This window comes from Ruegeria sp. (genome assembly GCF_965221235.1).
In the GTDB taxonomy this organism is placed as follows: domain Bacteria; phylum Pseudomonadota; class Alphaproteobacteria; order Rhodobacterales; family Rhodobacteraceae; genus Ruegeria.
Window position 1 is genome coordinate 290155 of record NZ_CBDCRS010000005.1, and the last position, 12588, is coordinate 302742.

The 12588-nt window shown below is 59.1% G+C and carries 13 protein-coding genes; 3 read left to right on the forward strand and 10 right to left on the reverse strand.

What is annotated here, in order from left to right; genetic code table 11:
* Positions 1-8 precede the first annotated feature (8 nt).
* The 3 genes from ACOQOY_RS21940 to ACOQOY_RS21950 all read right to left on the reverse strand — a co-directional run bounded on the left by ACOQOY_RS21940 (position 9) and on the right by ACOQOY_RS21950 (position 2942).
* Positions 9-710, reverse strand: coding sequence for an SDR family oxidoreductase (locus ACOQOY_RS21940; protein WP_420587511.1), 702 nt, complete (start codon positions 708-710; stop codon positions 9-11).
* A 21-nt stretch (positions 711-731) separates the two neighbouring features.
* The gene (locus ACOQOY_RS21945; RefSeq protein ID WP_420587512.1) at positions 732-1982 is read right to left on the reverse strand and encodes an NAD(P)/FAD-dependent oxidoreductase; all 1251 of its coding nucleotides are present in this window, start codon (positions 1980-1982) and stop codon (positions 732-734) included.
* Positions 1983-2051: 69 nt separating this feature from the next.
* Positions 2052-2942 (reverse strand): dihydrodipicolinate synthase family protein, encoded by an 891-nt coding sequence (locus ACOQOY_RS21950; protein ID WP_420587513.1) that lies wholly within the window; start codon positions 2940-2942, stop codon positions 2052-2054.
* A gap of 240 nt (positions 2943-3182) precedes the next feature.
* On the opposite strand from ACOQOY_RS21950, the gene ACOQOY_RS21955 reads away from it, so the two are divergent.
* A complete protein-coding gene (locus ACOQOY_RS21955) occupies positions 3183-3905 on the forward strand; it encodes a GntR family transcriptional regulator (protein ID WP_420587514.1) in 723 nt (240 codons plus the stop codon).
* Between the two features lie 61 nt (positions 3906-3966).
* On the opposite strand, the gene ACOQOY_RS21960 is transcribed toward ACOQOY_RS21955, so the two are convergent.
* The 5 genes from ACOQOY_RS21960 to ACOQOY_RS21980 are packed head-to-tail and all read right to left on the reverse strand — an operon-like array spanning position 3967 to position 8741.
* The gene (locus ACOQOY_RS21960; RefSeq protein ID WP_420587515.1) at positions 3967-5640 is read right to left on the reverse strand and encodes an acyl-CoA dehydrogenase; all 1674 of its coding nucleotides are present in this window, start codon (positions 5638-5640) and stop codon (positions 3967-3969) included.
* A 53-nt stretch (positions 5641-5693) separates the two neighbouring features.
* Positions 5694-6719, reverse strand: a complete 1026-nt coding sequence (locus ACOQOY_RS21965; RefSeq protein ID WP_420587516.1) for a phosphotransferase family protein — start codon at positions 6717-6719, stop codon at positions 5694-5696.
* A 19-nt stretch (positions 6720-6738) separates the two neighbouring features.
* Positions 6739-7317, reverse strand: coding sequence for an acyl-CoA dehydrogenase family protein (locus tag ACOQOY_RS21970; protein WP_420587517.1), 579 nt, complete (start codon positions 7315-7317; stop codon positions 6739-6741).
* A gap of 59 nt (positions 7318-7376) precedes the next feature.
* Entirely contained in the window at positions 7377-7946 is a 570-nt protein-coding gene (locus ACOQOY_RS21975) for an acyl-CoA dehydrogenase family protein (RefSeq protein WP_420587518.1), read from the reverse strand.
* Between the two features lie 12 nt (positions 7947-7958).
* Entirely contained in the window at positions 7959-8741 is a 783-nt protein-coding gene (locus ACOQOY_RS21980) for an SDR family NAD(P)-dependent oxidoreductase (protein WP_420587519.1), read from the reverse strand.
* 118 nt (positions 8742-8859) lie between these two features.
* On the opposite strand from ACOQOY_RS21980, the gene ACOQOY_RS21985 reads away from it, so the two are divergent.
* Positions 8860-9045, forward strand: a complete 186-nt coding sequence (locus tag ACOQOY_RS21985) for a hypothetical protein (RefSeq protein ID WP_420587520.1) — start codon at positions 8860-8862, stop codon at positions 9043-9045.
* 40 nt (positions 9046-9085) lie between these two features.
* Entirely contained in the window at positions 9086-9790 is a 705-nt protein-coding gene (locus tag ACOQOY_RS21990; protein WP_420587521.1) for a TetR/AcrR family transcriptional regulator, read from the forward strand.
* 594 nt (positions 9791-10384) lie between these two features.
* On the opposite strand, the gene ACOQOY_RS21995 is transcribed toward ACOQOY_RS21990, so the two are convergent.
* Positions 10385-11443 (reverse strand): TniQ family protein, encoded by a 1059-nt coding sequence (locus ACOQOY_RS21995; RefSeq protein ID WP_420587522.1) that lies wholly within the window; start codon positions 11441-11443, stop codon positions 10385-10387.
* Positions 11436-12588 (reverse strand): TniB family NTP-binding protein (locus tag ACOQOY_RS22000; protein ID WP_420587523.1); only part of this gene is annotated, 1153 nt, incomplete at its 5' end. The genes ACOQOY_RS22000 and ACOQOY_RS21995, both read right to left, overlap by 8 nt.

Genomic DNA, 12588 nt, shown 5'->3' on the forward strand with positions numbered 1-12588 from the left:
GTTTTTCCTTACATATGCCTTGTGACGCCGCCATCGACGCGCAGAGATTGGCCGGTGATATAGCTGCTGTCATCGCTCAGCAGAAACGCAGCCGCTTTGGCCTGTTCCTCTGCCCGGGCCAGACGGCCAAGGGCGGACATCTCGGCGAATTTGTGCGGCAGGTCCAGGCTGTCGGTGAAGCCGGGCAACAGGCAGTTCATGCGAATATTCGCAGGGCCGTAACGATCCGAATATTGCTTGGTAAAGCTGGACACCCCAACGCGGTACACGCTGGAGGTTGGGAAGATCAGCGACGGTTCAAAGGCCGAGAACGTGGTGATGTTGACGATCGAGCCACCGCCCTGCGCCTCCATCACCGGGGTCAGCAGTTTGGCCATGCGGATGACCGGCTTCAGCACCATGTCGTGCGCGCGATCCCAGTCCTCTTCGGGGATATCCAGCAGATCGCCCTTGGGCGGGCCGCCCACGTGGATCAGGCAGGCGTCGATGCGGCCATAGGTGGACATGGCCAGATCGAAGGCGGCTTGCGTGTCTTCGGCATTCTCGGCCTTGCCGCGATGGGCGACGCCGTCCAGCTCTTTGGCCAGCAACTCGCAGGAGTCAGACGGTGACATCAGCGCCAGCTTGTACCCCCGCGCGTGCATCTCGCGGGCCGTGGCCGCGCCCATTCCGCGTCCGCCACCAATGATAAGGCATGTTTGTTCGGTCATGGTCCGCTCCTGTTCTCAGAGTTAAAATCGGTCGACCCGATAGGGATGAAGGTCGATCTCGGGTGTCTCACCAGTGATAAGCTGCCCCATCAATTTGGCCGTGGTCGCGGCATAAGTCAGCCCCAAGTGACCGTGGCCGGTGGCATAAAACACCCCCGGAACTTTGGCTGAGGCGGACATGACCGGCACGGTATCCGGGAATGCGGGGCGATGGCCCATCCATTCGCTGGTCTCTTCCAACCGCAGGTTCGGTAGCGCCTTGCGCGCGCGTTTGACGGTGATTTTCGAGCGTCGCCAATCCGGGGCTGCGTCCAGACCGGCCATCTCGACCGTACCCCCGACGCGAATGCCCCCCGCTGTGGGCGAGACCATGAACGCCATGGCCGGCCAGATGATCGAATGATCCAAGGAAATTCCCGGCGCGTTGATCTGCGTGTGATAGCCCCGCTCGGTTTCCAGCGGGATCGGCTCGCCCAGTTGCTTGGACAAGCGACCCGTATAGGCACCGGCGGCCAGAACGACCTGATCCGCCTTGAGTGTTTGTCCATCCTCCAGCGTCACGCCCGTGATACGCTCGGCGCGTTCAAAGCCCGTTACCATGCAATGTTGAACCTGACCGCCCTGCCCCACGAAAGCCTCGGTCAGGCGGGTCACGATGGCATAGGGGTCGCGCACGGTGCGGTTGTCGGGCAGCAGTACCGCCTTTTGAATGACCTCGGCGATCTCGGGTTCCAGATCGTGCAGAGCATCGCGGTCCAGCACATCATAGCCAAAACCGTGGCGGTCCAGCATGTCCAAACGCTCGCGGTCGGCGGCAAACTCGGCCTCGCTGGCATAGAGCGACAGACAGCCCGTACTGCTGAGATCATCAGACAGGCCCAGCTCGTCCATCAACTGCTCGGTATCGGCCAGAGACCGGTGGCAAAGGGCTGCGCCCTGCGCCTCAAGCTGGCGCAGTTTCGACGGTCGCCCGGCCCAGAAGAACCGCGCAAACCACGGGATCAGATACGGGGCATAGCTTGGAGAGACCCGGATCGGGCCTTCGGGATGCAGCACCCAACCGGGGGTTTGCCGCCAGACCGACGGTCGTGAGACCGGCATGAATTCCGTCACCGCAATCGACGCCATATTGCCGTAGGACGCGCTGCGTCCCTTTGCATCTGCGTCAACCAACGTGACCTGTGACCCGCGTTTTTGCAGCTCATACGCGATGGCAGCACCGATGACACCAGCCCCGACGACAACGCAGTGTATTGACTGATCCTGTTGCACCAGATGGCACCTTGAAATGGCAGGGGAAGGCCGGATCCGACCTTCACCCCGCACAGGGTTTAGACGTGTTTACATCGCCAGAATGGGCTGCATGGCCTCGGTGAATTCGGCCTTTTCCGCCTCGGTCAGCGGACCCAGCGGCGCGCGGCATTCTCCAACGTCCAGCCCCTGCAACTCAGCGCCAAACTTGATCTTCTGCACGAACTTGCCGCTCTCAAGAATGTTCATGGCTCGGTACAGTTTTTTCATCAGCTCTTTGGCCGCGACCAGCTCACCGGCCTTATACAGACGGTCCAGTTCGCAGCAGGCTTTGGCCATGCAGTTCGACGGCCCGCAAATCCAGCTTTCGGCACCCCAGAACATGAAGTCCAGCGCGATGTCATCCGAGCCCGAAACCAACTGGATCTTGCCCTCATAGCGCGAGGCGATATCGACCGCCCGCTGCAACACGCCCGAGCTTTCCTTGATCCCGATGACGCGCGGGTTGTCCGCGAAATGGTCCATCAGTTCGAACGAGATATCGGCGCCGTCCTTCAACGGATAGCTGTAGAGTACGATGTTCACGTCGACCTCGGCCAGCACCGTTTCATAGTGCTTGATCAGTTCTTCCTGCGTCGGGCGCGTGTAGAACGGCGGCGCAAGCAGAACGTTGTCATAGCCGATCTCTTTGGCCATCGCGGTCTGTTCAATCACTTCGCGGGTGGCGGGGGCGTTGGTGCCTGCGATCAGGGTCTCATCGTCATTGGCGAAATCCTTGACGAATTGCAGCACCTGACGACGCTCTTCGGTGGATTGGCTGAAATACTCGCCGGTCGAGCCGTTCGGAACCCAGCCGGTCACACCTGCCTCGCGGAAATGGCTCAGCAGACCTTCGAAAGCCGAAAAGTTGATTTTGCCATCTGCCCCAAACGGGGTGACAAGCGCGGGCATCACACCCGAGAGTTTGACGTTATAGCTCATGTGGTAGTCCTCTTATCCCAGTATCGCGTGTATCCGCGTGTTTCGACGGCTGAAAACGCGTCGCCCCGACGGACATAGTTGGTGTTTTGCGTGAGCGGTCGCAGCGTGAAATCCCGAAGACATTGCCGCTTCACATTTGCCGAGAATCTCTTTGTCGACACTGCGTCGACAAGTCAATAAAATTGTTCGGGCGACGAATTGACATTATAGGTTCAGCATTCCGCTCTGGAGAAATTGAGAATGGCCAAAAAACAAGTGGATATGCAGAAGCGCCCCAAAGGTGGCGGGTCGAAATACGTTTACGACACGCTCAAACGCGAGATCCTGTCGCTGGCTCTGCAACCGGGGATGCCGCTGGATGAAACCGGCCTTTCAGAACGATTCGCCATGTCTCGCTCACCGGTGCGCGAAGCGCTCGTCCGGCTGTCTGCCGAAGGGCTGGTGGTCATGCTGTCGAACCGCTCTACCTTGGTCGCACCCATCAATCTGACCGAGTTTCCTCGCTATGTCGAAGCTCTCGATTTCCTGCAAAGGATCAACACCAGACTGGCGGCGCAAAACCGGTCAGACAGCCAGATCGAGGTAATGGAGAAAGAAGCGCACGCCTTTGACCAGGCCTGCATCGCGAACGACTATCTGGCCATGTCCGCCTGCAATCGGGATTTCCATATGACAATCGCTGCAGCGGGCAAAAACACGTATCTCGCGCGCGCATATGGCCAGCTTCTGGATGAAGGTCGCCGCATACTTCATATGCATTTCGAGTACATCCAATCCTCGGCCACCGATACGCTGTTGGGTTCAGAGCATCAGGACATGATCGACGCAATCCGCGACCGAGACGTCGCGCGCGCAGACCGTCTTGCCCATGAGCATACGAGGCAGTTCCACAAGCGGTTCGTGGATTTTCTGAGCGCCCAGTACAACGACGATTTCGATTTTGAGCTGTCTTCTTTGAGCTGATCCTAACCTACGGATACGATCCGCAAACAGGCAAAACATTGGACCGGAACGCTCACAGTCTTCAAAACGCTTCAGCATCCAGCTCGTAAAACAGACCTGCTCCGGCTTTTGCAGCCTGCGAAAGGCCGGATGCCTCGGGCACCATATGATCAAGGAAGTATCGAATGGTAACAGCCTTGGCCTTGCCGAACGCGTCGTCGCCAAGGGATTGCAGCTGTTTCTCAAGCAACCACCCCGCCACTGCAACCGAGAACATCACAAGGAACGGGTAGCTTCCGGCCAAGCGATCGTCCTTTTCACTCTGCAAGAGGTGCTGAGCGACTTTGGTGCAGTCCTGTGCCAACTGTTTCAGCTGATCGTGTTTTACCGATGCCAGTATTTCGGACATCAGCGCATCAAAGGCCTTGCCGCCGTCTGCTCTCAGCTTTCGCTCGACAAGATCCTGCGCCTGAATGCCACTTGTACCCTCGTAGATCGGCGCAATACGGGCGTCGCGCCAATACCGCGCAGCGCCGGTTTCCTCGATATAGCCAAGGCCGCCATGAACCTGGATGCCCAGGCTGGCGACTTCAACGCCTGCTTCAGAGCAATAGGTTTTGGCAAGCGGTGTGATCAGTTGCAGCCGGGCGTCGTCTGCCGCCGACCCTTCCGCCGCGCGGTCAAGGCATCCTGCGGCATAGTAAATCAGCGCGCGCGCGGCCTGCGTTGTTGCTTTCATACGCAAAAGCATGCGCCGGACATCGGGGAATTCAATGATCGAGACTGGCTGCCCGTTTCGCTGACCCTGAACACGGTCCTTTGCATAAGCGACCGCCTTTTGCGTCGCCGCCTCGCACAGTTGAACGCCCTGCAGGCCGACCCCAATCCGGGCGCTGTTCATCATGGCGAACATCGCCTGAAGCCCGGCGTTCTCTTCGCCGATCATTTCGCCGATGCAATCATCCTGCTCACCAAATGCCATGACGCAGGTTGGGGCGGCGTGCATTCCGACCTTTTCTTCGCATGACACGGCCCTGACGTCGTTCTTTACAACAAACGCCCCGTTTTCATCCGCCCTGAATTTGGGAACCAGAAACAGGGATATGCCGCGACTGCCCGCTGGTGATCCCGGCGTTCGGGCCAGAACCAGATGAATGATGTTTTCTGTCAGATCATGATCCCCGAAGGAGATGAAGATTTTTGACCCCTTGATGTTCCACGTTCCATCTTCGCGCGGCGTTGCTTTGGTCCGCAGCGCACCAACATCCGACCCGGCCTGCGGCTCGGTCAGGTTCATCGTTCCGGTCCACGCCCCGGAAATCATCTTGGGCAGGAACCGGGATTTCTGGCTGTCAGTTCCATACACGATCAGAGCGTCAATCGCGCCCATTGTCAGGGTTAGGCAGGACGTCAGCGAAAAGTTAGCCGTCCCCAGCGTTTCAAAAACACTTGTTGCGAGACTGTAGGGCAACCCCTGCCCTTCAAATTCTTCGGCCGCGTGGACCGCACCCCAGCCAGACGCGACAAAGCTTTGGTAGACCTCAGGAAAACCGGCTGGCATTGTGACGCCATCCAGCCCAACACTCACCCCTTCCTTCTCGCCGACTTCCTCTTTTTGCCCCCAATCGCCAGAGGCGAAGGACTGCACGCCATCGAGGATTGAGCCCAGCATCTCATCATCCAGAACAGAAGCGTCGAGCGCTGCGGTGTTCCGTAAAAGCAGTAGCTGTTCGCGAATGTCGGGGAGGTAAGTCATCGGTAGGCTAACTCTCGCTATCTAGGGTGAAATCCGGTTTTCACTTTACGGGGTCATTGGCTTGGCAGGCCGCTGCCACCATCGACGACCTCTTGCGCGCGCCGTGCAAAGCGCACGGCCAAAGGCCCCAAGGTTTCCGCCTCAGAAGATGCAGCACTTCCGGCGCGGGCGCGGTCTGCTATGCCGACGAAGATGACGGCAAAGCGGAACAGGGCAAAGGCGATGTGGAACGGGCGCAGCGGTGATGTAGGCAGGGCATGGGCAAAATAGGTCTCGACGAACGCTTCCATCGTGGGAATGCCGCGATCCTGCCAGCCGGTGCCAAGAATGCCGCCATATTCCTCGGGGTCGCTCAGCCATGGCATGACGCAGAACCCAAGATCAGCCAAAGGATGGCCGAGCGTGGACAATTCCCAATCCAACACGGCGATGACCCGAGGCTCGGTTGGGTGAAACATCATATTGCCCAGACGGAAATCTCCATGGGCAATCGAGACCGCGCCGTCATCCTCGGGCATGTTTTGCGGCAGCCATTCGATCAGTGCGTCCAGCTCGGGGATGCGCGGGCCGGTTGAGCCTTCGTACTGGCTGGACCAGCGCGCGATCTGACGGGCGAAGTAGTTGCCCGGTTTACCGAAGTCACTCAACCCAACTTCTTCAGGGCGCACCGCGTGCATTTTTGCCATCGTGCGTGCCACATCCAGATACATCTCGCGCCGGTCTTCGGGCGAAATATCGGGCAGGGTACAATCCGAGATCACACGCCCGTCCAATCGCTCCATCACGTAGAACGGCGTGCCGAGGATTTCGGCATCCTCCTCCAGCCACAGGACGCGCGGCACCGGAACATCGGTGTCGTTCAGGGCGTTCAGAACACGGAACTCGCGCTCGATCGCATGTGCGCCGCGCAGGATTTCCCCCTCGGGTTTCTTTCGCAGCACCAACCTGTGCGGCCCCCATGTCACAAAGAAAGTGGGGTTGGATTGCCCGCCGCTGATCGGTTCGATCACCAGATCGCCGCCATCGGGAAGACGTTGTGCCAGCCAGGCCTGCAAGGCCGGTGTATCAAGCGCAGTCATGAGTTTTGAACCTACCTGCTTAGTCGCCCTGAACGTCCCATTTCCAGAAGTCACGGTTCTGGTCCTGAAGGTGGCGGTTCAGCACCATCTGGTGCACCTCATCCGCGCCGTCGACCAGACGCGCCTGCCGGGCATAGCGATAGATCCATTCCAGAACCGTATCGGTCGAATAGCCCCGCGCCCCGTTGATCTGGATCGCCACATCCGCAGCCTTGTGCAGCAGATTGGCGACGTGGATCTTGGCCATCGACACCTCTTTGCGGGCAAAGCTGCCCTGATCCAGCGCCCAGGCGGCTTTCATCACCAGTAGGCGCCCCATCTCGATCCCCATCGCCAGATCACCCATCTTGATCTGAATGCTCTCGCGATCCGACAGTCGGATGCCAAACCCGTGGCGATTGGCGGCGTATTCATTGGCAATCTCGGTGCAGCGCTTGGCAAGACCCAGCCAGCGCATGCAGTGGGTCAACCGCGCGGGGCCGAGGCGCATCTGCGTGATCTTCAGGCCCATGCCCTCACCCAGCAGAACCCGATCTGCGGGCAATTCGAGGTTGTCAAACAGCAGCTCACAATGGCCGCCATGTTCTTCGGGGCCCATGATGCCGATGCGCCGCTCGATGCTCCAACCCGGCTCATCTGCGTCAAACAGGAAGGCGGTCAGACCCGACGCGGGTCATCCGAGGTGCGCGCCATCAAGATGAAATGTTTCGCATCTTCGGCACCGGTGATGAACCACTTGCGCCCCTTGATGATGTATTTGTCGCCGTCCTTCTTCGCAGTGGTCAGCATCATCCCCGGATCGGAACCACCGCCCGGATGCGGTTCGGTCATGGCAAAGGCGGACCGCACCTTGCCTTGCACGATCGGCTGCAACCAGCGCTCTTTCTGCGCGTCGGTTGCAGCCTTTTCCAGCACCATCATATTGCCGTCATCCGGCGCGGCCGAGTTGAACACCACGGGGCCAAAGATCGAGCGATTCATTTCCTCGTAGCAGACCGCCATGCCGACTTTACCCAGGCCCCGACCACCGGTCTCAGGTCGAAGTTGCAGGCACCACAGACCTTCGGCACGCGCTTTTTCGCGCAGCGGCTCAAGCCAGTCATGGGCGATATTGCCATGCGCGTCCCAACTGTCGCGGTTCATCTCCACCGGCAGAATCTCATCCTCGACAAAGCGCGAGATCCGTTGGCGGTAGTCTTCGATTTCTGGTGAAATGGTGAAATCCATCGGAATTCCCTTTTAAAGTGATGAGACCAGGTGGCCGCCATCAACCACGATGTCAGTTCCTGTCATGAAACGCCCCAGATCCGAGGCAAGCAGCAATACGGCGCCGTCCAGATCGCTCGGGTCCCCGAGCCGACGCATCGGCACCCGCTTGATCAATGCCTCACCCTGCGGCGAGCTGAAAAACGCGTCATTGAGTTCGGTTTTGACATATCCCGGCGAAAGCGAGTTCACCCGGATGCCGTAGCGCGCCCATTCCAGCGCCAGCGCTTTTGTCAACTGGCACACACCCGCCTTGGACGCAGCATAGGCCGAGGCATGGCCCGCAACCCGGTGACCCAGTATCGAGGCGACATTGACGATTGAGCCGCCCGTGCCTTTTTCCTTCATCGTTTCTGCGGCGGTAGTCGCAACAGCGAAGACGCCTTTGAGGTTGGTGTCGATGATCCGATCCAATGCACTTGCATCATGATCCAGCGCCGAAGCTGAGACAGTGACGCCCGCATTGTTGATCACGATATCAAAGTGACGACCGGCCAGAGTCTCCCGTACCGAGTCGGTGGACGAGACATCCAGCTTCAGCGCCTGAATCGCGCCGCTGTTCTGACTCAGATCAGCACTGTAGCCCTCGATCACCTCGCTGCGACGCGCCGCCGCCGTGACGTTGGCACCCAGGCCCGCGAACAGCTTGGCAAAATGCACCCCCAGCCCGGACGAAGCGCCGGTGACCAAAACCGAAAGGCCCGAGACATCGACCGGCAGGCCCACGCCTGCTTTGGAATTTTCGCTGGATTTCACCTCGGACCCCCCATTCGTTTCCCGTCATGTGTTACGCCAGACATTCGCTGTTGTCAATCGAGCGCTCGCTCGATAATTTGACCTTCAATAGGACGCTGACCAAAACGGAAAGACGGAAATGACACCTCAGACAATCGCTCTTATTGGCGCTGGGACTAAGGCTGGAAGGATAGCCGCCCCTCCGGTCGAAAAGATGCGGCATCTGGGTCGCGACGGTGTCGAAAGCCTGATCGCTCCGCTTACGGAAAACCACGACAAGACGACTCCAAGGGTCGGGTTGGACACCGTTTTTGAACCCGCCTAGTGTGTGACTGCCTACGCCCTAAGCCTGCCGGAGCCCCTGCATGAAGCTAACGTCCGAAGCCCTTTGTCGCGACATGCTCGCCATGAACAAAGACACGATTTCCGTGCAGGCCCCAGAGATTGCGATCAAAAAGCTTGTCGTGATCATCGAAAGCGCGATGCGGCTTTCGAACAAAAAGGGTTTTCAGGCGATGTCGCTGCGCGACCTGTCCAAGGCGTCCGGGGTCTCGATGGGCGGGCTTTATGCGTATTTCGACAGCAAGACTACCTTGCTGAACATGATCATCACGCAGGTGACAAAGACGGTGGAAGCCGTGCTCGGCAACCCGCCCGATGCGGTCACAAACGATCCCGCCGCGCACCTGAGCTGGTTGATCGAAGCCCATATTCGCATGACCGAGAAACTGCTGCCGTGGTTCATTTTTGCCTATATGGAGGCAAAGAACTTTCCCAAGGCCGAGCGGCAGATGGCGATTGACAGCGAAGAGCTGACCGAACGGTATTTCTCGGACGTCATACAGCGCGCAATGGCCGAACAGGTGTTTCGCGCGGATACGTCACCACTGCTTCCGGCGCTGATCAAACCGTTGCTGCAAGACTGGTACGTCAAACGGTCAAAGTACCGACGACGTGGCGTTACGGTTGGGGCCTACATCGAAACAGTTCAGGATTTCGTGTTTAGGGCCTGTCTTCCGGCGGGCGCATTGCAATCAAGTCCACAAATCGATGTGGCCAATAGCACCTAACTGTCTGACACTTAACAGGGAACACAATGACCTCAGTTTACATCACTTCAGGCGTAAGAACCGCAATCGGCTCATTTATGGGCTCTTTGTCATCCAAGTCACCGTGCGAGCTGGGTCATGCCGTCGCCGCCGAGGCGATTGCCCGATCGCATATCAATTAGGTCGCTTCTTCGCGACGGTGCCTACCCCTGCTCATGTGATCTGCCAGAATGACCTAAAACTCGAGGATTCCTGAAAATATGCAGACTTTGGATTGTGTCGCAATCGCTGTTTAATAGCCAGAGACATCATTTTGCTTATCGCACAACCATGCGGTAATCATGTCTGACCCTTTCTGTCTGAGCGCCGAGCAAATGACACGTTTTGCGCCACTCTTTCGAAAGCCTCTCGGCAAGCCACGTGCAGATGATCGACGCGCCCTAACTGAAGGTGCATCGCATAGCATCCAGTCTAAGCGTCAAAAAAATTACGGGCGCCTGCTTGGCCGAACAAAATCTATCACTGAACCAAACAAATGTGATAAGTATCGCTTATCTGGAATAATTGATTTTGCCCGGAATCAGGCACAGAATGGGGCTTATGTGTCGGTTTTCCTTAACTACTGGACTCGCGACGGCATTGGTCCGTAACCCGTAGACTCCTGCCCTGCCCGACACTCTGCTTCTGAAGAATCTGATCGGCGCGCCGCCGCAGCGCTTTTGCTGTGACCGGTTGGCCTTGAGACGTCAAATCTGTGCGGGCTTGCGCAAGGGCCTCCCTTACGCGGTCCTTCAGCCCGTCGAGAACAGAGACCGGCTGCGGAGGTTTTGGTGTCACCATGGCTGTGCGCACCGGTGCGACACGCACCTTACCCTTGGTCGGAGCCGCCTCGCGCGCCGCCAAGACCGGCATATCGGCCAGCACAACGTTTTGTTCCGAGGCCGCGATTGCACAGGCTTCCAAGGCCGCCCGCCAGTCTCGAACAGATGTGCCTGCCGCAATGTGATGTCCGTATTGCCCGGCCAGTTGTCCCAGCGCGGCCCAATCCAGAGCCCCGGTCATCGCCCGGACCCGTGTCCGATCAGGGTCCGACACGATCTTCACGATACGCCGATGGATCGAGGCCAGGCACGCCATTGCCCTGGGATCGACCGGATCAACCGGGGTGACGCGGTAGGGCGTGGCACAGCGGGCACAACAGGTAAGTGGCAGGCCGGTCACAGGCAAGGGCTCCTGGCAGTGGCTGCACGCCCGCTCAAGCCACACGTGATGCGTCAGGCACACCGGACCGCCCATGCGCCAGTGCAGCGGCCATAGCGGCGTGGCCGTGGCCAGGCACAGGGGACAAAAGCGCCGGGTGCCATCTAACAGCCGGAACGGCCCGATCCGCCATGGAGCAGCTGTGACCCGAAGCCGATCCGCAAGCCTGGGCGCCTCCTCGACCCACGGCAACACCATCGCAGATAACCGCGCGACATCGATGCCAGTGCACCGGGCCAGCGCCTCCAGATGGGCGTGATCGGGTCGATCGCTATCCGCGAGGCCGTTTTGCTGGCCCATCCACCACCACATGCGCCGTTCCGTCCCAAAATACAGCGCCTCCAGCTGACTCAACCAGCCCGAAAGGCTTTCTCCGGCCCGAGGCGTAGGGACAAATGGCAATTTGTCAGGCAAGGGCCTGCCATTCCCCCGCAGCTGCGGCTTCGAGACCCTGTAACGTAATACGCTCTTCACCCCCGACCGCTGCTGCCGCAGCCGTCGTCAGCAGATGAAATACATCCCCCGTGATACCGCCCGAAAGGGCCACAAGCGCCCGCATCACAGCCCTGTCCTGCACCGGGCTTGGGGCGCGCAACGGCATTGCAGCCACGATGCTGCACACCAGATCCGCAAATGCCTCATTATCTCGCCAGACCCGCAGGCCATGCTTGTCAAACCGGCTGTCGACTTGGGTATCCAGCTTCAGAACATGCAGGGAGGCATCGGTGCCGAAGGCGATCACGGGCATTTCAAGCTCGTTGGCCAGAAACTTGATCAGGTTCAGCAGCGCCTGAACATCCCGAACCCCTGATGCCCCCACATGGATGACATGCCGGTAATTGATGCTATGGATACGTTTACCGTCCTTGCGCCCGCGCATGCGGGGATGGGAGACCACATGCGTGGCCCCGAGATAGGCTTCGATCCGGTCGTCATAGACGTGAACGCGCAAGCGCTGGCCGATGAACTGCGAGGGCACGGAATAGAACACGCTGTGGACCAGGAAACCTCCGGTCCTGACAACACGCACGACAAGTTCGGTGAAGTCGGTGGTGCGCTGCGTGGGCAGCGGCTTGAGGTGTTGCAACTCGACTTTTATCTTGTCCTCACGGCGGCGGTTGCGGCGGGCGACAACTTCGTCGACAAACCGGCGCCAGGCATCGATGTCGGGAAAGTCCCGCGATCCCCGCAGGATCAGAGCCTGATCCAAAGCCACCTTGAGATGATTGTTGTGTGCTTCGATCGCGCCATTCTCATGGGCTTCGCCGGGATTATTGCGGCTCGCGACCATCCCATAGTGCCGACAGAACGCCTCATAACGTTCGGTGACATCCCTGGTCGCATCCTTGTCGAGATTGCGATACGCGGCCGACAGGCTGTCGGTTCTGCTCTCCTGCGGCACGCCCCCAAGTGATGAGCGACAACCAAGTTGACCGGCACCGACAGCCAAGTTGGCCGGTGGCTTGAACCGGAATGAGGGCGGAGCCCGATTGGAGGTTTGAGCCACCGGATCGGCCCTTTTGGGAGGGGTACGGGGTAGGTGCTGGCCGCTGTGGCCC

Bases quoted from the DNA above. Each gene is read 5' to 3' on its own strand.
- ACOQOY_RS21940 (WP_420587511.1), bottom strand. From the start codon at position 710: ATGACCGAACAAACATGCCTTATCATTGGTGGCGGACGCGGAATGGGC.
- ACOQOY_RS21950 (WP_420587513.1), bottom strand. From the start codon at position 2,942: ATGAGCTATAACGTCAAACTCTCGGGTGTGATGCCCGCGCTTGTCACC.
- ACOQOY_RS21955 (WP_420587514.1), top strand. From the start codon at position 3,183: ATGGCCAAAAAACAAGTGGATATGCAGAAGCGCCCCAAAGGTGGCGGG.
- ACOQOY_RS21960 (WP_420587515.1), bottom strand. From the start codon at position 5,640: ATGACTTACCTCCCCGACATTCGCGAACAGCTACTGCTTTTACGGAAC.
- ACOQOY_RS21965 (WP_420587516.1), bottom strand. From the start codon at position 6,719: ATGACTGCGCTTGATACACCGGCCTTGCAGGCCTGGCTGGCACAACGT.
- ACOQOY_RS21970 (WP_420587517.1), bottom strand. From the start codon at position 7,317: ATGGGCCCCGAAGAACATGGCGGCCATTGTGAGCTGCTGTTTGACAAC.
- ACOQOY_RS21975 (WP_420587518.1), bottom strand. From the start codon at position 7,946: ATGGATTTCACCATTTCACCAGAAATCGAAGACTACCGCCAACGGATC.
- ACOQOY_RS21985 (WP_420587520.1), top strand. From the start codon at position 8,860: ATGACACCTCAGACAATCGCTCTTATTGGCGCTGGGACTAAGGCTGGA.
- ACOQOY_RS21990 (WP_420587521.1), top strand. From the start codon at position 9,086: ATGAAGCTAACGTCCGAAGCCCTTTGTCGCGACATGCTCGCCATGAAC.